Source organism: Microbacterium sp. NPDC056569, from assembly GCF_042793475.1.
Lineage (GTDB): Bacteria > Actinomycetota > Actinomycetes > Actinomycetales > Microbacteriaceae > Microbacterium.
The window spans coordinates 306,180-325,558 of the sequence record NZ_JBHTUV010000002.1; the positions used below are offsets into that span (position 1 = coordinate 306,180).

General features: G+C 72.2%; 17 protein-coding genes. 11 read left to right on the forward strand and 6 right to left on the reverse strand.

Annotated elements, in window-relative coordinates:
- Positions 1 to 40 precede the first annotated feature (40 nt).
- Positions 41 to 3,673 (forward strand): transcription-repair coupling factor, encoded by a 3,633-nt coding sequence (mfd, locus tag ACFQ7C_RS03755; RefSeq protein ID WP_378898073.1) that lies wholly within the window; start codon positions 41 to 43, stop codon positions 3,671 to 3,673.
- A gap of 112 nt (positions 3,674 to 3,785) precedes the next feature.
- Here mfd and gdhA read toward each other — a convergent pair whose 3' ends face one another.
- On the reverse strand, positions 3,786 to 5,168 hold the full coding sequence (gene gdhA, locus ACFQ7C_RS03760) for an NADP-specific glutamate dehydrogenase (RefSeq protein WP_378898075.1): 1,383 nt from the start codon (positions 5,166 to 5,168) through the stop codon (positions 3,786 to 3,788).
- A 125-nt stretch (positions 5,169 to 5,293) separates the two neighbouring features.
- Between gdhA and ACFQ7C_RS03765 the strand changes: the two genes are divergently transcribed.
- Positions 5,294 to 5,893, forward strand: a complete 600-nt coding sequence (locus ACFQ7C_RS03765) for a gamma carbonic anhydrase family protein (protein ID WP_378898077.1) — start codon at positions 5,294 to 5,296, stop codon at positions 5,891 to 5,893.
- A gap of 51 nt (positions 5,894 to 5,944) precedes the next feature.
- Here ACFQ7C_RS03765 and ACFQ7C_RS03770 read toward each other — a convergent pair whose 3' ends face one another.
- Both ACFQ7C_RS03770 and ACFQ7C_RS03775 read right to left on the reverse strand, forming a co-directional pair.
- Complete coding sequence (locus tag ACFQ7C_RS03770; protein ID WP_378898079.1) at positions 5,945 to 6,115, reverse strand: hypothetical protein; 171 nt, start codon at positions 6,113 to 6,115, stop codon at positions 5,945 to 5,947.
- Positions 6,116 to 6,174: 59 nt separating this feature from the next.
- Positions 6,175 to 8,847, reverse strand: a complete 2,673-nt coding sequence (locus tag ACFQ7C_RS03775) for a phosphoenolpyruvate carboxylase (protein ID WP_378898081.1) — start codon at positions 8,845 to 8,847, stop codon at positions 6,175 to 6,177.
- A 173-nt stretch (positions 8,848 to 9,020) separates the two neighbouring features.
- On the opposite strand from ACFQ7C_RS03775, the gene nhaA reads away from it, so the two are divergent.
- Genes nhaA through hisS form a run of 3 tightly spaced genes read left to right on the forward strand, consistent with a single transcriptional unit; the run spans position 9,021 to position 12,311 of the window.
- On the forward strand, positions 9,021 to 10,181 hold the full coding sequence (gene nhaA / locus ACFQ7C_RS03780) for a Na+/H+ antiporter NhaA (RefSeq protein WP_378898083.1): 1,161 nt from the start codon (positions 9,021 to 9,023) through the stop codon (positions 10,179 to 10,181).
- A gap of 53 nt (positions 10,182 to 10,234) precedes the next feature.
- Positions 10,235 to 11,014, forward strand: coding sequence for a MazG nucleotide pyrophosphohydrolase domain-containing protein (locus tag ACFQ7C_RS03785; protein WP_378898279.1), 780 nt, complete (start codon positions 10,235 to 10,237; stop codon positions 11,012 to 11,014).
- A gap of 31 nt (positions 11,015 to 11,045) precedes the next feature.
- Positions 11,046 to 12,311, forward strand: a complete 1,266-nt coding sequence (hisS, locus tag ACFQ7C_RS03790) for a histidine--tRNA ligase (RefSeq protein ID WP_378898280.1) — start codon at positions 11,046 to 11,048, stop codon at positions 12,309 to 12,311.
- 131 nt (positions 12,312 to 12,442) lie between these two features.
- On the opposite strand, the gene ACFQ7C_RS03795 is transcribed toward hisS, so the two are convergent.
- A complete protein-coding gene (locus ACFQ7C_RS03795) occupies positions 12,443 to 13,696 on the reverse strand; it encodes an APC family permease (RefSeq protein WP_378898085.1) in 1,254 nt (417 codons plus the stop codon).
- A gap of 77 nt (positions 13,697 to 13,773) precedes the next feature.
- On the opposite strand from ACFQ7C_RS03795, the gene ACFQ7C_RS03800 reads away from it, so the two are divergent.
- Together ACFQ7C_RS03800 and ACFQ7C_RS03805 are read left to right on the forward strand one after the other, a co-directional pair.
- Positions 13,774 to 14,217 carry a YdeI/OmpD-associated family protein gene (locus ACFQ7C_RS03800; protein ID WP_378898087.1) on the forward strand — a complete coding sequence of 148 codons (444 nt, stop codon included), beginning with the start codon at positions 13,774 to 13,776 and terminating at the stop codon, positions 14,215 to 14,217.
- A 249-nt stretch (positions 14,218 to 14,466) separates the two neighbouring features.
- Positions 14,467 to 15,294, forward strand: a complete 828-nt coding sequence (locus ACFQ7C_RS03805; protein WP_378898089.1) for an SGNH/GDSL hydrolase family protein — start codon at positions 14,467 to 14,469, stop codon at positions 15,292 to 15,294.
- Here ACFQ7C_RS03805 and ACFQ7C_RS03810 read toward each other — a convergent pair.
- Positions 15,281 to 15,787, reverse strand: coding sequence for a VOC family protein (locus tag ACFQ7C_RS03810; protein ID WP_378898091.1), 507 nt, complete (start codon positions 15,785 to 15,787; stop codon positions 15,281 to 15,283). The two genes, ACFQ7C_RS03805 and ACFQ7C_RS03810, sit on opposite strands and share 14 nt — an antisense overlap.
- 92 nt (positions 15,788 to 15,879) lie before the next feature.
- Between ACFQ7C_RS03810 and ACFQ7C_RS03815 the strand changes: the two genes are divergently transcribed.
- Positions 15,880 to 16,641 carry a helix-turn-helix domain-containing protein gene (locus ACFQ7C_RS03815; RefSeq protein WP_378898093.1) on the forward strand — a complete coding sequence of 254 codons (762 nt, stop codon included), beginning with the start codon at positions 15,880 to 15,882 and terminating at the stop codon, positions 16,639 to 16,641.
- A gap of 12 nt (positions 16,642 to 16,653) precedes the next feature.
- Here the strand turns inward: ACFQ7C_RS03815 and ACFQ7C_RS03820 are convergent, their stop codons facing one another.
- Positions 16,654 to 17,154 carry a DUF4442 domain-containing protein gene (locus tag ACFQ7C_RS03820; protein ID WP_378898095.1) on the reverse strand — a complete coding sequence of 167 codons (501 nt, stop codon included), beginning with the start codon at positions 17,152 to 17,154 and terminating at the stop codon, positions 16,654 to 16,656.
- A 78-nt stretch (positions 17,155 to 17,232) separates the two neighbouring features.
- Here ACFQ7C_RS03820 and ACFQ7C_RS03825 point away from each other — a divergent pair, with 78 nt between their 5' ends.
- Genes ACFQ7C_RS03825 through ACFQ7C_RS03835 form a run of 3 tightly spaced genes read left to right on the forward strand, consistent with a single transcriptional unit; the run spans position 17,233 to position 19,313 of the window.
- Positions 17,233 to 17,604, forward strand: a complete 372-nt coding sequence (locus tag ACFQ7C_RS03825; protein ID WP_378898097.1) for a GntR family transcriptional regulator — start codon at positions 17,233 to 17,235, stop codon at positions 17,602 to 17,604.
- Entirely contained in the window at positions 17,582 to 18,613 is a 1,032-nt protein-coding gene (locus ACFQ7C_RS03830) for a DUF1648 domain-containing protein (protein ID WP_378898099.1), read from the forward strand. The genes ACFQ7C_RS03825 and ACFQ7C_RS03830 overlap by 23 nt, the downstream gene beginning before the upstream one ends.
- 31 nt (positions 18,614 to 18,644) lie before the next feature.
- Positions 18,645 to 19,313 (forward strand): O-methyltransferase, encoded by a 669-nt coding sequence (locus ACFQ7C_RS03835; RefSeq protein WP_378898101.1) that lies wholly within the window; start codon positions 18,645 to 18,647, stop codon positions 19,311 to 19,313.
- Positions 19,314 to 19,379 lie beyond the last annotated feature (66 nt).

The following is a 19,379-nucleotide window of genomic DNA, read 5'->3' on the forward strand; positions in this document are numbered from 1 at the left end:
GGCGGAGCCCGGTGTCCGGGCCTGGCCGTAGACTCGTGCGGTGACAGTTCCCGGGATCGTGCGCGCCCTCGAACAGGCTGAGCCGTTCCGGGACGCACTGGCTGCAGCATCCGTCGATGCCGACTTCTCGCTCGTCGAAGGACTCGACGCCCCGCTCCTCGCCGCGCTGCTGGAGCGTCGCCGCGCTGCGGGAAAGCCGCCGGTCGTGCTGCTCGTGGCTCCGACGGGGCGCCGCGCCGAGTCGCTCGGTCCCGCGCTGGGTGCGGTGCTGCCGGGCGCGGAGGTGCTGCACTTCCCGGCGTGGGAGACGCTGCCGCACGAGCGCCTCAGCCCGAGCGCCGAGACGGTCGGCGCGCGACTCGACATCCTCACGCGCATCGCCCGCTGGGACGCCGCGACGCCGCTCGTGATCACGGCCTCGGTGCGCGGCGCGATCCAGCCTCTTGCCGCAGGACTCACCGAGGTCGAGCCGATCGAACTCGTCGTGGGCGGCCGTGGCCACGATCTGGGCGACGTGTCGACGCGCCTCGTCGGACTCGCATACCACCGCGTCGACATGGTGTCGCGGCGCGGCGAGTTCGCCGTGCGCGGCGGCATCCTCGACGTCTTCCCGCCGACCGCACCTCACCCCTTCCGCGTCGAGTTCTTCGGCGACGAGGTCGACGAGATGCGGGCCTTCTCGGTCGCGGACCAGCGGTCGCTGGCGGGCGAGGTGCGCGAGGTCACGCTGCTGCCCAGCCGCGAGCTGCTGCTGACCGAGGCCGTGCGCGGCCGCGCACGCCAGCTCAAGGACGAATTCCCCGGCCTCGCGGGCATGCTCGAGAAGATGTCCGAGGGCATCCCGGTCGAGGGCATGGAGTCCCTGCTGCCTGCCGTCGTCGACCGCCTGGTCACGCTCGTCGACTACCTGCCCGAGGGCGCCGCGGTCGCGCTCGTCGACCCCGAGCGCGCCGTGACGCGTGCGATCACCCTCGGCGAGACCAACCGCGAATTCCTCGACGCGGCGTGGAGCGCCGCGACCGCCGGCGCGAGCACGCCCATCGATCTGGGCGCCGGCGACTTCCTCACGCTTCCCGAGCTCCGTGACGCCGCGCGCGAGCGCAGCGGTGTCTGGTGGACGCTCAGCGCGTTCGACTCGGGACACGCGGATGCTGCCGCCGAGGGCCTCATCGACGACGACATCGACGTCGCGCTCGAGGCCGCTGCCGCGATCCGCGTGCCGGGTTCGGCGGTGCCGTCGTTCCAGGGCAACGTCGAGGGCGCGACCGACCACGTGGGCGCACTGCTGGCGGACGGCTGGCGCGTCGTGGTCGCAGCATCCGGAGCCGGACTCGTGGAGCGCGCCCGCGACGTGCTCGCCGAGCGCGGCATCGCGGCGCGCAAGGTCGACGAGGTCGTGCACGCGCCAGAGCCCGGCATCGCGCACGTCGTCGTGAGCGTGCTCGAGCGCGGGTTCGAAGCCCCCGACGCCAAGCTCGCGGTGCTCACCGAGTCCGAGTTCTACGGCCGCACGATCGGTGGTGACACGCGCGTCGTCAAGAAGCTCGCGTCGCGTCGCAAGGCCGTCGTCGACCCGCTCAAGCTCACGGCGGGCGACTACGTGGTGCACGCGACGCACGGCATCGGCAAGTTCGTCGAGCTGACGCAGCGCGAGGTGTCCAGCGGCGGCCGCAACGCCGTGAAGAGCATGCGCGAGTATCTGGTGCTCGAGTACGCGCCCTCCAAGCGCGGCTACCCGGGCGACAAGCTGTTCGTGCCCACAGACCAGCTCGACCTGCTCTCGCGCTACGTCGGCGGGGAGGCGCCGAGCCTGTCGAAGATGGGCGGCAGCGACTGGGCGCAGGCCAAGAGCAAGGCGCGCCGCGCCGTGCGCGACATCGCGGTCGAGCTCGTCAAGCTCTACTCGGCGCGCATGGCAGCGAAGGGGTACGCGTTCGGTCCCGACACTCCCTGGCAGCGGGAGCTCGAAGAGGCGTTCCCGTTCGCCGAGACGCCCGACCAGCTGCAGACGATCGACGAGATCAAGGCGGACATGGAGAAGCCGATCCCGATGGACCGGCTCCTGTCGGGCGACGTCGGCTTCGGAAAGACCGAGGTCGCCGTGCGCGCCGCGTTCAAGGCGATCCAGGACGGCAAGCAGGTCGCGATGCTCGTGCCGACGACGCTCCTGGTCAAGCAGCACTTCGAGACGTTCACCGAGCGCTTCGCGGGCTTCCCGGTCAAGGTGAGGCCGCTGTCGCGCTTCCAGACCGACAAGCAGGCGCGCGACACGATCGCGGGACTCGCCGACGGCACCATCGACATGGTCATCGGCACGCACCGCATCCTCACCGAGAAGGTGCTGTTCAAAGACCTCGGCCTCATGATCATCGACGAGGAGCAGCGCTTCGGCGTCGAGCACAAGGACCAGCTGAAGAAGCTCAAGACCAACGTCGACATCCTGGCGATGAGCGCGACGCCCATCCCGCGCACGCTCGAGATGGCGGTGACGGGCATCCGCGAGATGTCGACGCTGCAGACCCCCCCGGAAGACAGGCATCCGATCCTGTCCTACGTCGGCGCCCGCAACGACAAGCAGATCGCCGCCGCGATCCGCCGCGAGCTGCTGCGCGAAGGACAGGTCTTCTATGTCCACAACCGCGTGCAGTCGATCCAGCGCGTCGCGTCCGAGCTCGCCGAGCTCGTGCCCGAGGCGCGCATCGCGGTCGCCCACGGGCAGATGGGCGAGCATCAGCTCGAGCAGGTCGTCGACGACTTCTGGGAGCGCAAGGCCGACGTGCTCGTCTCGACGACCATCATCGAGACCGGCCTCGACATCTCCAACGCCAACACGATCATCATCGATCGCGCCGACAAGTACGGCCTCAGCCAGCTCCACCAGCTGCGCGGTCGCGTCGGCCGCGCCCGCGAGCGCGCCTACGCGTACTTCCTCTACGACGACATGAAGCCGCTCAGCGAGACCGCGGCCGACCGCCTCGAGACGATCGCCGTCAACAACGACCTCGGCTCGGGCATGCAGGTGGCCCTCAAGGACCTCGAGATCCGCGGCGCCGGCAACCTCCTCGGGGCCGAGCAGGCCGGCCACATCGCCGGGGTCGGATTCGACCTGTACCTCCGCATGATCGGCGAGGCCGTCGCCACGTTCCGCGGCGAGGAGACCGAGGGGCCGACCGAGCTCCGCCTCGAGCTGCCGGTGCAGGCGCGCATCCCCGAGTCGTACATCGACAGCGAGCGGCTGCGCCTCGAGGCCTACCAGAAGCTCTCGGCCGCGGCATCCGTCACCGCCCACCCCGGCGCGATCGACCTCGTCATCGAGGAGCTCACCGACCGGTACGGCGAACCGCCGGCCGAGGTCGAGGGCCTGCTCGCCGTCGCCCGCCTGCGCCGTCGCGCGGGGCAGGCGGGCCTCGCCGACGTCGTCGCGATGGGGCCGAACCTCCGCGTCGCGCCGGCGAACCTGCCGGACTCGATGCGCGTGCGCCTGCAGCGGCTGCACCCCAAGGCCAAGCTCGTCGCCGGGGGAGAGGCGATGGTCGTGCCCCTGCCGTCGGCCGGTGGAGAGCCGCTCGGCGACGACGAGCTCATCGCCTGGGTGGCGCAGCTCATCGAGCAGCTGTGGCCCGAGAAGAAGCCGGAGACGGATGCTGCGGCCCCGCCCGCGGCGAGCGCCTGACACCCTCTTCTCGAGATCAGGAGATCTGGCGGAGACAAGACGATTCGCCCGCGATCGTCCTGCGCGCGTCAGATCTCCTGATCTCGGAGACCGCGGGGGACGGCGGAGACCGTCAGATGACGCCCTGCGCGAGCATCGCGTGCGCGACGCGCTCGAAGCCCGCGGAGTTGGCGCCGACGACGTAGTCGCCCGGGCGGCCGTAGCGCTCGGCGGCCTGGAACGCGGCGTCGTGCACGTCGGCCATGATCGCGCGCAGCTTCGCCTCGCTGTCGTCGAAGCTCCAGCGCTGACGCGCGGCGTTCTGGCTCATCTCGAGCGCCGAGGTCGCGACGCCGCCGGCGTTCGCGGCCTTGCCCGGCCCGAACAGCACCCCCGCGGACTGGAACAGCTCGATCGCCTCGGGCGTCGAGGGCATGTTGGCACCCTCGGCCACGGCGCGCACACCGTTCGCGATCAGCGCCCGGGCGTCATCGGCGTCGAGCTCGTTCTGCGTCGCGGAAGGGATGGCGACGTCGACCGGCACCTCCCACGGGCGCGCGCCCTCGACATAGCGCGCGCCGGGGCGGCGCGCGGCGTACTCCGAGATGCGGGCGCGCTCGACCTCCTTGATCTGGCGGAGGAGGTCGACGTCGATGCCGGCATCGTCGACGACGTAGCCCGACGAGTCGGACGCGGTCACCGCGACCGCGCCGAGCTGGCGGGCCTTGTCGATGGCGTAGATCGCGACGTTGCCCGATCCCGAGACGCCCACGCGCTTGCCGTGGAGGGTCTCGCCGTGCACGCCGAGCATCTCCTCGACGAAGAAGACGGCGCCGTAGCCGGTCGCCTCGGTGCGCACCTCGGCGCCGCCCCACTGCACGCCCTTGCCGGTGAACATGCCCGACTCGTGGCGGTTCGTGACCTTGCGGTACTGGCCGAACAGGTATCCGATCTCGCGCGCGCCCACACCGATGTCTCCTGCGGGCACGTCGGTGTGCTCGCCGAGGTGGCGGTAGAGCTCGTTCATGAAGGACTGGCAGAAGCGCATGATCTCGGCGTTCGAGCGGCCGTGCGGGTCGAAGTCGCTGCCGCCCTTGGCTCCGCCGATGCCCTGGCCCGTGAGCGCGTTCTTGAAGATCTGCTCGAAGCCCAGGAACTTGATGATCGACAGGTTCACCGACGGGTGGAACCGGAGGCCGCCCTTGTAGGGGCCGAGCACCGACGAGAACTGCACTCGGAAGCCGCGGTTGACCTGCAGGCGTCCGGCGTCGTCGACCCAGGGAACGCGGAAGAGGATCTGCCGCTCGGGTTCGACGAGCCGCTCCAGGATCCCGCCGTCGACGAATTCGGGGTGCGCCTCGAGCACGGGCGAGATCGACTCGAGCACCTCGTGCACGGCCTGCAGGAACTCGGGTTCGTTCTGGTTGCGGGCTTCGACGGTGTCGAGGACGAGCCGGATGGATTCGGCCGAGGTGAGGGATCCGGTGGCGGACGTGGTCGAGGGCGCAGAGGGCATGGTGGAGCTTTCGAGGTGGAGCGGTGCGCGGGGGCGGCGCTCCTTCACACTACCCACGGCCGGCGGCGTCGCCCGCACGTGTGACGGCGCTACGCTGGGCCCATCCACGACGGGAGGCAGGAACGATGCGGTTCGAGCACCTCGGGGCACAGCCCCGCATCCATCCCGACGCGGTCGTGGCGGCGACCGCGGTGATCAGCGGTGATGTCGAGATCGGCGCGGACTGCCAGATCCTCCACGGCGCCGTGATCACGGCCGAAGGCGGCGCGATCACCCTCGGCGAGAACGTCATCGTGATGGAGAACGCGCTCATCCGCGCGACCGCGACGAACCCGGTGCACATCGCCGACCACGTGCTCGTCGGTCCGATGGCGAGCATCTCGGGCGCCGTCGTCGACGAGGAGGTCTTCCTCGCGACCGGCACGCGCGTCTTCAACGGCGCGCACATCGGGGCGCGCAGCGAGGTGCGCATCAACGCGGTCGTGCATCTGCGCACGACGCTCCCACCCGAGTCGACGGTGCCGATCGGCTGGGTCGCGGTGGGCGATCCGCTGCAGATCCTGCCCCCCGATCGCCACGAGGAGATCTGGGCCGCGCAGCGCGAGCTCGACTTCCCCGGCTACGTCTTCGGTCTCGACCGTGAGACGCCCGACCTCATGGTGCAGCTCACCGAGCGCTACGGCCGCAGCCTCGCGCGCCATGCCGACGACCGCCGGGCCGATTGAACGATGAGGATCACGGATGCTGCGGGCCGCAGCATCCGTGAATCTCCGACGTCAGTCCCAGGCGAGGCCGCAGTCGCGGCAGCGGAACTCGAGGTGGTCGACCCAGCCGTCGTCGAGGTGACCCCGACGCTCCCACTCGATCCGGAACCATCGCGGCTCGTTCGCCCGCACATCGAGCGACCCGCACCAGGGGCAGACTTCGGCGACGACGATCCGTGCCATGGCCGCCACGGTACGCCGGGGCCGGAGCGATCCCGGTTGCGACGCGCGGCGCGCGGGACTCAGCCCGTGTTCTGCAGGCCCGCGGCGACGCCCGACACCGACAGCAGCAGCAGGCGCTGCAGCTCGGGGTCGACGGGCGCACCCTCGGGCGCTTCGCGGAGTGCGCGGAGCGCGCGCAGCTGGAGCAGCGAGAGGGCGTCGACGTACGGGCTGCGCATCTTGACGGCGCGCTGCAGCACCGGCTTGTTGCCGAGCAGCTCGGTGCCGCCGGTGATGCGGATCACCCAGTCGCGCGTGAGGCGCATCTCGTCGCGCACCAGCGTCGCGAGGTCGTCGCGGTCGCCGAGCTCGAGGTAGTGCAGCGCGATGCGGTCGTCGGTCTTGGCGAGGCTCATGGCGACGTTGTCGATGAGCGTGCGGAAGAGCGGCCACTCCAGGTAGGCCTGCTGCAGCAGCGGCTCGTCGCCGACGGCCTCGAGCGCGGTGCCGAGGCCGAACCAGCCCGCGAGGTTGATGCGCGCCTGCGTCCACGCGAACACCCACGGAATGGCGCGGAGGTCTTCCAGGGACTCGACGGACAGGCCGCGGCGCGCCGGTCGCGAGCCGAGGGCCAGCAGACCGATCTCCTCCATCGGCGTCACGCGCGCGAACCACGGTGCGAAGCCGGGCGCCTTCACGAGCGAGAAGAAGCGTTCGCGCGATGCCGCGTCCATCGTCGCCGCGACACCCGCGTACGTCTCCGCCGCGGCGCGGTTGCGCTCCTCGTTGGAGGGCGACGACGCGAGCAGGATCGCCGCGGCGACCTGGTCGATGTGACGCATCGCGATGGCGGGGTCGCCGTAGCGGGCGAAGATGACCTCGCCCTGCTCGGTGAGCTTGAACCGGCCGTCGACCGAGTGCGGGGGCTGCGCCATGATCGCGGAGTTCGCGGGGCCGCCGCCGCGGCCGAGAGCCCCGCCGCGGCCGTGGAACAGGGTGAGCTCGATGCCGTTCTCGTCGGCCCACGCGGCGATCTTCGCCTGCGCCTCGTAGAGCGCGAGGTTGGCGGCGACGGGGCCCACGTCCTTCGAGGAGTCCGAGTAGCCGAGCATGACCTCGAGGCGACGGCCCGTCGCCTCCAGGCGCGCGGCGAACTCGGGGTGCTCGACGATCTCGGCGAGGATGCGGGGCGCGGCCTGCAGGTCGGCGAACGTCTCGAACAGCGGGATGACGTCCAGCACGGGCGGTGTGCCGTCGGGCCCGGCGGCGAACGCGGCGAGCTTGTGGACGTTCGCGAGATCCTGGGCGGACTGCGTGAATGACACGATGTAGCGTCCGGCCGCGCGCGGGCCGTAGCGCTCCTGCAGGAAGCCGATGGTGCGCACGACGTCGAGCACCTCTTCGGCGAGCTCGCTGCGGGGGGCGCCCGACTCGAGTTCGGCGAGCACCTTGGCGTGCACGGCCGAGTGCTGGCGCACCTCGAGCTCGGTCAGGTGGAAGCCGTAGGTCTCGACCTGCCACAGCAGCTGCTGCAGGTGGCCGAACGCCTGACGCGGCGCGCCGGCCTGCACGAGCGAATCCTGCACGACCCGGAGGTCGGCGATCAGGTGCTCCGGATCGCGGTACGCGAGGTCGGCGTCGCGGGCGCGGGTGGCCTCGATCTTGCGTGCGATCAGCAGCAGGATGCGTCGGTGCGGCTCGTCGGGCGAGCGCTTGGCGATGTCCTTCGCGGCATCCTCGTCGGCGGCCTTGAGTCGCCGCCACAGGGCGAGCAGCGCATCGCTCGGCGGTGTGGTCGAGGCGTCGAGGGTCATCGTGCGACCGATGCGGCTGGTCGTGCGCGCCAGCCCGATCAGCACGTGCTCGCTCGCGATCGCGGAGGCCTTGCGCGTGACGGATGCCGTCACGAAGGGGTTCCCGTCGCGGTCGCCGCCGACCCATGAGCCGATGCGCACGAACGGGCGCACGACCGGCGCGCGGCCGCCGGCGGCGGGTCCTTGCAGGGCGTCGTCGACGCGGCGGTACACGTGGGGGACCGCGGTGTACAGCGTGTCGTCGAACACGGCCATCACGGCGCGCACCTCGTCGGTGGGCGCCGGCTTCTCGGGACGCAGCGGCGCGGTGCGCCACAGGGTGTCGATCTCCTCGAGCATGCGGCGCTCGGCGCGGCGCTCGTCGGCTCCGCCCCGCAGGGACGCGTCGTGCTCCTCCAGGAGCGTCGCGAGCCGGCGGATGCTGGTCGACACCGCCCGGCGGCGCGCCTCGGTGGGGTGGGCGGTGAACACCGGGTGGAACCGCATGCCCTGCAGGCGCTTCAGGGCCGTGTCGTCGCCGACCTCGGCGGCCAGGCGCACGAAGGCGGCGGCGACCGAGTCGGTGGCCTGCTCGCGGTCGGGCCGGCCGTCGCGCTCGCGCAGGACGCGCACGCGCTGGTGCTCCTCGGCGAGGTTCACGAGGTGGAAGTAGGCGGTGAAGGCCCGTGCGACCTCGTCGGCGCGGGCGATGGTGAACGAGTCGGCGATCGCGGCGGCGCGCGCGAAGGCCTCGGGCGTCTCGTCGGTGTAGGCCTGGATCGTCGCGGTGCGCAGGCGCTCGACGTCCTCGTACAGTCCCGGCGATCCGCTCTCCCGCAGCACCTGACCGAGGAGCGTCCCGAGCATGCGCACGTCGCCGCGCATCTGCTCGGGGATCGCCTGCTCCGCCTCGTACCGCCCGACGAGGTCGATCGCTTCGGTGTGGGTGAGTTCACGCATCTCTCCAGGCTAACGGCGCGGTGTTTCCCCGACGTGTCGGTGGACGCTGTGTGACGATCGCGCGCGGGAGGCGTCCGTGGCGCCGGTGCGCCCGCTGGCTACACTGGCCCGTGGAGCGCCGGGAAGTCTGGTCGGCACGTCCTCGTCGACCCGCGATTCCCTCCGGAGGCCAGATGTCGCTTCTCCGCTCCGCCCGCTTCCCCGCGATCATCCTGCTCATCGCGGCGGGACTCGGCCTGTTCGTCGCCAACTCGGCGTGGGGCTCCGCCGTCGACGACGCGATGCACGCTCACCTGGGCATCCCGGGCGTGTTCGAGCTCAGTCTGTCGCACTGGATCAAGGACGGACTGCTCGCGGTCTTCTTCTTCGTCGTCGCCGTGGAGCTGCAGTACGAGCTCACCGTCGGCCAGCTGAACTCGGCGCGCAAGGCGCTCCAGCCCGCGATCGCCGCGGCCGGCGGCGTCGTCGTGCCGATCGCGATCTACGCCGCGATGGCGTGGGGCTCCGACGCCACTGCGGGCTGGCCGATCCCGACCGCGACCGACATCGCGTTCGCGCTCGGGGTGCTCGCGGTCTTCGGCCGTGGGCTCCCGTCCGCCCTCCGGGTGTTCCTGCTCGCGCTCGCGATCCTCGACGACATCGTCGGCATCGTGTTCATCGCGGTGCTCTTCACGAGCGGCGTGGACTTCACGGCGCTCGCCGGGGCAGCGATCGCGGTCGTCGCCTTCGGCATCCTGAGCCGGCAGCTCGACACACGCGCCCGCGTGCCGATCGCCGTCGTGCTCGTCCTGCTCGCGATCGCCACCTGGGTGCTCGTGTACCTCTCGGGCGTTCACGCCACGATCGCGGGCGTCGTGCTCGGGCTCGCGATGGCGCAGCGTCCCGCGCTGCGGGTGCGACATGCCCTCGAGCCGTGGGTCAACGTCATCGTGCTCCCGGTGTTCGCGTTCTCGGCGGCGCTCGTTCCGATCCCGTCCGTGCCGCTGTCGGAGCTGTCGCCCGCGTTCTGGGGCGTGCTCGTGGCGCTCCCGGTCGGCAAGGTGGTCGGGATCTCGCTGTTCGGCTGGATCTCGCTGCGCATCGGGCACCGGGGGAGCGCGCCGCCGCTCGCCTTCGCAGACCTCCTGGCCGCAGGCGCGCTCGGCGGCATCGGGTTCACGGTGTCGCTCCTGCTGTCGGAGCTCGCGTTCTCCGACGCGGCCGCCCTCCGCGACCAGGCGACGCTCGGCGTGCTCGCGGGATCCGTGATTTCGCTCCTCCTGGCCGGAGGGCTCGTATCGTGGCGGGCATGGCACTATCGACGCCGGACGGCGGCAGCATCCGTGACGACGTGAACGGCGCGAACACACCCGGCGCCCCCGACCCGCTCCGCGAGGCGGCCGACGTCATGCGCACCGTGCGCGACCGCTGCGTGTGGACGCAGCAGATCGACCATCGTGCGCTCGTCCCGTACCTCGTGGAGGAGAGCGCCGAGCTCATCGACGCCGTCGAGGACGGCTCGCGCGCAGAGCTCCGCGAAGAGCTCGGCGACCTGCTGTGGCAGGTGCTGTTCCACTCCGAGATCGCGTCGCGCGACGAGGACGACCCGTTCGACATCGACGACGTCGCCCGCGGGCTCACCGACAAGATGGTGCGGCGGCATCCGCATGTCTTCGGCGACGCGGTCGCGACGACCCCGGAGGAGGTGCTCATCCACTGGAACGCCGCGAAGGCGGCCGAGAAGCACCAGCGCCGCTCGGTTCTCGACGGCGTGAGCGAGCGGATGCCGAGCCTCGCGCTCGCCCAGAAGCTCCTGTCGAAGGCATCCCAGGTCGGGGTTCCCGCCGCCCCTGCACCCGCGCCCGCGCCCGCGCCTGCGTCCGGCCCAGAATCCGCGAGGGTGCAGCGGGTGGACGAGAGTGCGGGTGGTTCCCTACCTCTCGGCGACCGGCTGCACTCTCGCGGGACTGACGCCGACGGGCCGGCGACCGAGGCCGAGCTCGGAGACGCCCTCCTCGGACTCGTGGCCATGGCCCGAGCCAACGGGTGGGACGCGGAGCGCGCGGTCCGCGAGCGCCTGCGCGGCCTCGAGCGCGAGATCCGCGCCGCAGAGGGTGCCTCGGAGCCGGAGGATCGGGCGGCGGGAACCGCCGAAGACGAGGAGCCCGGGCCCGACCTGGAAAGATAGGGGCGTGGCATCCGTCAATCCGCCGCGCGGCATGCGCGACTTCCTCCCCGCTGAAAAGGCCCGTCGCGAGAGCGTGCTCGCCGTCATCCGAGAGCGCTACCGCGCGCACGGGTTCGACGAGATCGAGACGCCGGTCATGGAGGAGTACTCGCGGCTGCACGCGGGCATCGGCGGCGACAACGAGAAGCTCGCCTACAACGTGCTCAAGCGCGGCCTCGACGCCGGCGCCATCCGCGGCGCGGCCGACGACCCGGCGGGCCTCACCGACCTCGGCCTCCGGTACGACCTCACCGTGCCGCTCGCCCGGTTCTACGCGACCAACCGCGGCCAGCTGCCGTCGGTGTTCCGCGCGATCCAGATCGCGCCGGTCTGGCGCGCCGAGCGCCCGCAGAAGGGCCGCTACCGCCAGTTCGTGCAGTGCGACATCGACATCATCGGCGATGCCTCCGCGCGCGCCGAGGCCGAGCTCGCGGTCGCGACGCTCGACACGCTCGACGCGCTGGGACTCGAGGGCGGCAGCATCCGCATCAACGACCGGCGGGTTCTCGACTGGATGCTCGACAGCTTCGGCTTCACGTCCGATGAGCGCCCGGGCGTCCTCATCACCATCGACAAGCTCGACAAGCTCGGCCCGGACGGCATCGTCGCCGAGCTGCGCGAGCGCGGCGCGACCGCGGCCGCGGTCGACGCGTTCGCGGCGTTCCTCCGCCGCCCGATGACCCTCGAGTACAACCCGTACGGCGAGCGGCAGATTCGCAAGGCGCTCCCCGAGGGCGCCCCCGACGAGATCGTCGCGCACCTCGCCGGTATCGGCGCAGCGGTGGCGGCGGCCCGCGCCTCGGGCATCGAGGGCGACATCCCGCTCGTGTTCGACCCGTTCCTCGTGCGCGGCATGGGCTACTACACCGGCACCATCTTCGAGCTCGCGCACCCCTCGGTCGACTACTCCCTGGGCGGCGGCGGACGCTACGACGGCATGATCGGCCGCTTCCTGGGTCAGGACGTGCCCGCTGTCGGGTTCTCGATCGGCTTCGAGCGCATCGTCGACCTGGTACCGGAGCGGACGGATGCTGCGGCCCCGGCCGTCGTCCTCGTCCACGACCGCGACGTGTCCGAGGGTGAGCTCCTCGCGCTCAAGGCCGTGCTCGTCGGTCAAGGCTCGCGCGTGCGCCTGGAGCAGCGGACCAAGAACCTCAAGGCGCTCCTCGAGCGCGCAGCATCCGACGGCTACACGGCCTTCGCGACCGTCGCCCCCGGCACGACCGCGGAGGCTCTCGAGGTCAAGTCCCTCGCCTGAGCCGAGCCCCTCCGGCCCGCTGTTCTCCCGAGACTCCACCGGGGCGCCGAGACTGCATGCTGCGACGGAAGTCTCGGCACTCCAGTGGAGTCTCGCGTCGAGGTGGCGGGCAGGGAGGGGCGCGAGGCGGGTCAGCGGCGGGCGGCACGGTGGAGGCGCAGCGCGCGGTGAAGGACACCGACGGCCACAACGATGACGCCGGCCACGACCGACTGCCAGGGCAGCGTGACCGCGAGGATGAGGCATCCGATCCCGCCGACGACCTGCAGCGCGACCGGGTACCGCCGCGCGTCGCCGCGCTGGCGGAAGGCGGCGACGTTCGCGACGAAGTAGTACAGCAGCACGCCGAACGAGGAGAAGCCGATGGCGCCGCGGAGGTCGACGAGGGCCACGAGCAGCACGACGATCGCGGCCGCTGCAAGCTCGGCGCGGTGGGGGACGTGCCAGCGCGGGTGCACGGCGTCGATGAAGCGCGGAAGGTCGCTCTCGCGCGACATCGCGAAGGCGGTGCGGCTCACCCCGGCGATGAGGGCGAGCAGGGCGCCGAGCGACGCGGCGGCGGCGCCGATGCGCACGACCACGTCGATCCACCCCCAGCCCGAGCGCGCCGCGGCGTCCGCGACGGGCTCCGTCGACGAGGCCACCGCGTCGGGGCCGAGCGCGCTCAGCACCGCGACCCCCACCACGGCGTACACCACGAGCGCGATGGCGAACGCGATCACGATCGCCCGCGGGATCACGCGGCGGGGCTCGCGGACCTCCTCGCCCATCGTGGCGATGCGCGCGTACCCGGCGAACGCGAAGAACAGCAGGCCCGCGGACTGCAGGATGCCGTAGGCGCCGCCCGCCCACACGGTCTCGGCCGTGAACCAGTCCGGCGACGCCCCCGCAGAGAAGGCGGCCGTGATGGCCGCGGCGAGAGCGCCGAGCGAGATCACCACGATCACGCGCGCGGCGCCGGCGGTCCGGGTGACGCCGAACCAGTTGACGGCGGTCAGGGCCACGACCGCCGCTATGGCGACGGGTCGCTCCCATCCTGCGGGCGCGGCGTAGGCGGCGAACGTGAGCGCCATCGCCGCGCAGCTGGCGATCTTGCCGACGACGAAGCCCCAGCCCGCGACGAACCCCCACCACGGGCCGAGCTCCGCTCGCCCGTACGCGTACGTTCCGCCCGACGTCGGGTGCGCCGCGGCCAGCTGCGCCGACGAGGTCGCATTGCCGAAGGCCACGACCGCGGCGATCGCGAGGCCTACGAGCAGGCCCGTGCCCGCAGCATCCGCCGCCGGCGCCCACACCGCGAAGACTCCGGCGCCGACCATCGAGCCGAGACCGATGAAGACGGCGTCGCCGAGCCCGAGGCGGCGCTGCAGCGAAGGGGAAGCCACGGGCGAACTCTAGCCCGCGGGGGAGAACGGGTGGTTCGGGGTTCCCGCCCGACACCCGCACCCGCCAGGATGGGGCGATGACGCTGCAGATCCACACCGTGCTCGCGCCGTTCGGCCCGGCCACCGCCATCGAGCTCACCGACGAGCAGGTCGCCGACCTCGGCGGAGGCAAGCGCGCCGCCGTCGTCGTCGCGGTCGGAGGCAGGACCGCCCGCGTGCGGCTCGCGGTGATGGACGGCCGCAACGTGATCGGCCTCTCGAAAGCCGTGCGCGCCCAGCTCGGCGTCGAGATCGGCGACGAGATCGACGCCATGATCGACCTCGACACCGCGGAGCGCGTCGTCGAGGTGCCGGACGACCTCGTCGCGGCGCTCGACGCCGCGGGTGCGCGCGCCGCGTTCGACGCCCTGACGTTCAGCCGCCGCAAGGAGCTCGCCCGCGGCGTCACGGAGGCCAAGCGACCCGAGACCCGCGAGCGCCGCGTGGCCGCCGCGGTGGACGAGGCGTCCGGCGCGTTCTGACGCAGCGGCGCCCGCCGATTCTGGCGACTCGCCACGGTCGGCGCGCATCGTCGACCAGTTCTGGCGACTCGCCCGGGCCCCGGTGCGTGTGCGAAGCCACCCTTACGGCGAGTCGCCAAGAAGCACAGTTCTGCCGGGCGACTGCGGCGAGCCGCCAAAATCGCCCCGGCGAGCCATGCGGGCAGCCCGCACCCGGCGCGTCACCGGGGTGACGGCATCCGTTCACCCGCGTGCGGTGGCATGGGCGGCATGTCGTCCTCTCGTGACGTGGTGCCGCGCTCGGTCGTCGTCGGCGCGGCCGGCGTCGTTCTGGGCGCGGGGCTCGTGCTCCTCGGCGGCGGGGCGGTGCTGAAGCGCCAGGCGGCGGTCGCGCGACGCCGGATCGGCAAACCGCTCGGCGAGGAGGCGCTCGACGCCGACCGGGTGTGGGCGCGGCGCTTCGACGGGCCGCCGCTCGAGTTCGTCGTGCTGGGTGACTCCATCGCCGCGGGGCTCGGCGCGGAGCGGCGGAAGGACACCCTCGGCGCCCGCCTCGCGAAGGGACTGGCGCGTGCCGAGCGCCGGCCGGTGCGCCTGCGCACGGCGGCCATCGTCGGGTCCGAGTCGTCGGTGCTCGCCGCCCAGGTCGACGCGCTGCCCGCCGGCTACCGCCCCGACGCCGCCGTCATCGTCGTGGGCGGCAACGACATCACGCATCGCGTGCCGGTGTCCGCGTCGGTCGCCCACCTCGAGGAGGCGATCGTGCGACTGCGCGCGCGTGGCGCCGTGGTCGTGGTGGGGACCTGTCCCGACCTCGGGGCGCTGCGGCCGGTGCCGCAGCCGCTGCGCGCGCTCGGCTCGCGCCTGTCGCGACAGCTCGCCGACGCCCAGGCCGTCGCCGCCGGTCGCACCGGTGCGCGCGCCGTGTCGCTCGGCCGAGCCGTCGGCCCGTTCTTCGTGACCCAGCCGGACGAGATGTTCAGCCTCGACCGGTTCCACCCCAGCGCGCTCGGCTATCGCCGCACCGCCGAGGCGCTGCTGCCCGCGCTCGTCGGCGAGCTCGCCGCCGCGCGGGACGACGCGGTCAGCCCGCGCTGACCGACGCGGCCCATTCCGCGACGCGGTCCGCGCTCTCCTCCTCGGACAGATCCTCGACGCGCGTCATGATCGACCACCGCACGCCGAACGGGTCGCGCACGCTCGCGTAGCGGTCGCCCGAGACGAAGGTCGAGGGCTCCTCGCGCACGGTCGCCCCGGCGGCGACGGCACGTGCCGTCGCCGCGTCGGCGTCGGGCACGTAGATGCCGATCGAGTAGCAGTCGTCGTCGCCCTCCGGCGCGGGCACGAGTCCGTAGGCGGGGGACGGCTCGCCGATCTGCAGGATTCCGAGCCCGAAGTCGAGCCCGGCGTGCACGACGAGTCCGTCGAACTCGGTGACGTCGGTCACGCGGGCGCCGAACACGTCGCGGTAGAACTCGAGCGCCTCCTTCGCCCCGCGGATCGCGAGGAAGGGGGTGAGGCTGGTCGCGCCGTTCGGGCGGCCGTCGGTCGTGTGCGCACCGGTCACGCCGGTCGTGTGCTGAGTGGTCATGCTCCCATGCTCGCGGCGGACGGATGCTGCGGTCTTGAAGATTCGCGACACCCTCGGTTCCGCCTGTCCGACCCGCGCACTACCGTGACGGGGTGACCGATCCGACGCGCGGCGTGCTCTACCCGGAGCGCCTGCCGCGCTTCACACGGCTCGCGGCGGAGGGCGCAGCATCCGATCTCGTCGAGTGGTTCTGGATCCCGGAATGGGACCTTCCCGACGGCGTCGTCTCGCGACAGCCGATCCTCGGCTATCCGGCGGCGAACCTCGCGATCGAGCCGGACGGCGTCACGCTGTGGGGCGCCACGACGCGGGCGTCCGAGCGCGAGCTGCGGGGGAGCGGCTGGGCGGTGGGCGCCCTGCTGAGGCCTGCCGCGTACGCCCGCCTGCACGACGCGCCGAGCGACCTCGTCGACGCGCACATCGTGCTCGACGAGCCGGAGCTGCAGCACGCGGTGTCGGCGGCGATGCCGGACCTCGATGCCGCCCGCGTCACGGCATCCGCGTGGCTCGTGGAGCGGATCGGAGCGCCCACGTCGGACGGGCGTCTCGCGAACGCGATGGCGGACCTGCTGATGAACGACAGCGGGATCCTCCGGCTCGACGACGCGGCCGAGCGCCTGCGGGTGTCGGTGCGGACGCTGCAGCGGCTCGCGCACCGCACGGTGGGTCTGCCGCCCGCCGCGATGATCCGGCGTCGGCGACTGCAGGAGGCGGCGCAGCGCGTGCGCGAGGATCCGGATGTCCCGCTCGCCGATGTCGCCGCCGAGCTCGGGTACGCCGACCAGGCGCACCTCGCGAACGACTTCCGCACGGTGCTCGGCTTCACCGCGACGGACTACCGGGCCGCCCGGTGATGTCCGACGGCGCTATGCGCCGCCCGCCGAGGCCGCGGTCACCCGCTTCTTCTCGCGCACGTACACTTCGCGGCGTACGCGGGCGACGACCTCGCCCGCGGCATCCGTGATGTCGGTCTCGAACCACTCGAGCACCTTCGCCCCGCCACGCGCGCGCTCGCGGAGCTCGTCGGCCTTCGCGCGCGGCACCGCGAAGTGCGCCGTGAGCACGCCGCGGCCGGGCTTGCGGAATTCGATCTCGCCGCGCGTGTCCCACACGACGTAGTCGCGGCCGAGCTGGTGCATCACGAGCATGAAGTAGTACGGGTCGGTCATCGCCGACATCGAGCCGCCGAAGGCCGTCTTGACGTAGTTGCGGGTGAAGACGTTGACGTGCAGCTCGACGGTGGCGCTGGTCCAGTCGTCGGCGAACCTCCGCACGCGGATGCCGCTGAACAGGTTGGGGATCCACAGGCTCATGCCGACGGCGAGGCGTCGAGGGGTCATGCGCATGCGCCCCAGCTTGGTGGACATCGTCGGCGCCCGCGTATTCGCTTGGGGGATTCCGACAACTGGCTACCTTACTTGTTCTAGTGGTACTAGAATTAAAGGGTGCTAGTCCGAATCAATCCCGAGAGCGATGCCCCGCTGTTCGCGCAGATCGCCGCATCCGTGAGAGCGGATGCCGCGGCCGGCCGTGTGAGGCCGGGCGACCGGCTTCCGGCAGCCCGCGACATCGCCGCGGCGCTCGGCGTCAACGTGCACACCGTGCTGCACGCGTACCAGGACCTCCGCGACGAGGGGCTCGTCGAACTTCGGAGGGGCCGCGGGGCGGTCGTCACCGAGCAGGCATCGACGCTCGAGAGCCTTCATCACGACATCCACGACCTCGTCGCGCGGGCGCGCGCGGCGGGACTTGCATCCGACGCACTCGCCGCCCTTGTGAAGGAGATCGCCGCTCATGACGACCGCACGACCCGCTGACCCGACCACCCTCTCCCGGCTCGCGCTCCGCCGCTTCGTGCTGGTCGCCGTGTGGCTGCCGATCGTGCTCGTCGCCGTCGGCGTCGCCGTTCAGCTGGTGCTGCTGCCGCAAGTGCCGGCGACGATCGCCGTGCACTGGAACGCGGCGGGTGAGGCGGACGGCTTCGCGCCCGCCTGGACCCAGCCCCTCGCGACCATCGCCTTCGGGCTCGGTCTCCCGCTCCTCATCGCCCTCACGTCGCTTCCGGGCCTGCGCCGGGGCGACCGCGGCATGACGTATCGCCTGATGGGAGCGACGGCTGCGGCGCTGTCGGCACTGGTCACGGTCGCGCTCACCTGGACCTTCGTCATGCAGGCGGGGCTCGACAGCTCGGCGGACGCGCCCACGGTGTGGGCTGCGCTCGCCGCCTCGTTCCTCGCGGCCGCAGCGGTCGGCGTGGCGGCGTGGTTCCTCCAGCCGCGCGAGGCGGGGACGGATGCTGCGGCCACGCCCGCGATGCCTCTCGCGCTCGCTGCGAACGAACGTGTGCTCTGGATGCGCGCCGTCGGGATGAGCCGTGGTGCCGCGATCCTGATCGTCGCCGCGGTCATCCTCGTCGCCGCTTCCGCCGTCGTCGCCTGGGTGACCGGCGCCGACCCGGTGCTGGCCTGGCTGCTGACCGGTGTCGCGCTGCTGCTCCTCGTGTTCGCGGAGACGACGCTCGCGTTCCACGTCCGCGTGGATGACACCGGACTCCACGTGGACTCGCTGCTCGGCTTCCCGAGGTTCCACGTGCCCCTCGCGGAGGTGACCTCGGCGGCGCGCGTGGATGTGAACCCCGTGGGAGAGTTCGGCGGCTGGGGTCTGCGCCTGAGCACCGGACGCCGGTTCGGAGTGGTGCTGCGCACCGGCGAGGCGATCGAGGTGCTGCGCCGGAGCGGCAAGCGCTTCGTGGTGACGGTCGACGATGCCGGGACCGGCGCCGCGCTCCTCGAGGCGCTCGTCGAGCGGGCGGCCACCAGGTCTTGACGTCCGACGGGTGTGCGGATTGGCTGAGCGCATGGCCGATCCCACACCCGACACCTGGCGTCGCGTCGACGCGTACCTCACGGAGCTGCTCGTCGGACACGATCCCGGCCTCGAGCAGGCGGTCGCCGAGCAGAACGAGGCCGGACTCCCCGCCATCGAGGTCGCACCCGTCAACGGCAAGCTGCTGCACCTGATGGCCCGTATCTCCGGCGCGCGCCGCGTGCTCGAGATCGGCACGCTCGGGGCGTACTCGACGATCTGGCTGGCGCGCGGGATCCCCGGCGACGGGCGTGTCGTGACGATCGAGGCCGAGCCCGTCAATGCCGAACTCGCGCGCGCGAACCTCGAGCGCGCCGGCGTCGGCGACAAGGTCGAGATCCGGCTGGGGCGCGGCGCCGACGTGCTGCCCACCCTCGAGGGCGGCGAGCCGTTCGACCTCGTCTTCATCGACGCCGACAAGGAGTCGAACACGATCTACCTCGACTGGGCCGCGCGGCTCGGTCGCCCCGGCACCGTGGTGATGGTCGACAACACCGTCCGCGGCGGCGAGGTGGCCAACCCGGCGACCGAGAATCCCCAGATCATCGGCGTCCAGCGCGGCCTCGAGATGCTCGGCCGCGACCCGCGCTTCGACGCGACCGCGATCCAGACGCTCGACGCCAAGGGCTACGACGGCATCGCGATCGCACTCGTCGTATGACGGATGCCTCTGGCCGCGGCATCCGTCATCACTAGACTCGTGGGCGGACCGACGACGCTCCGACGA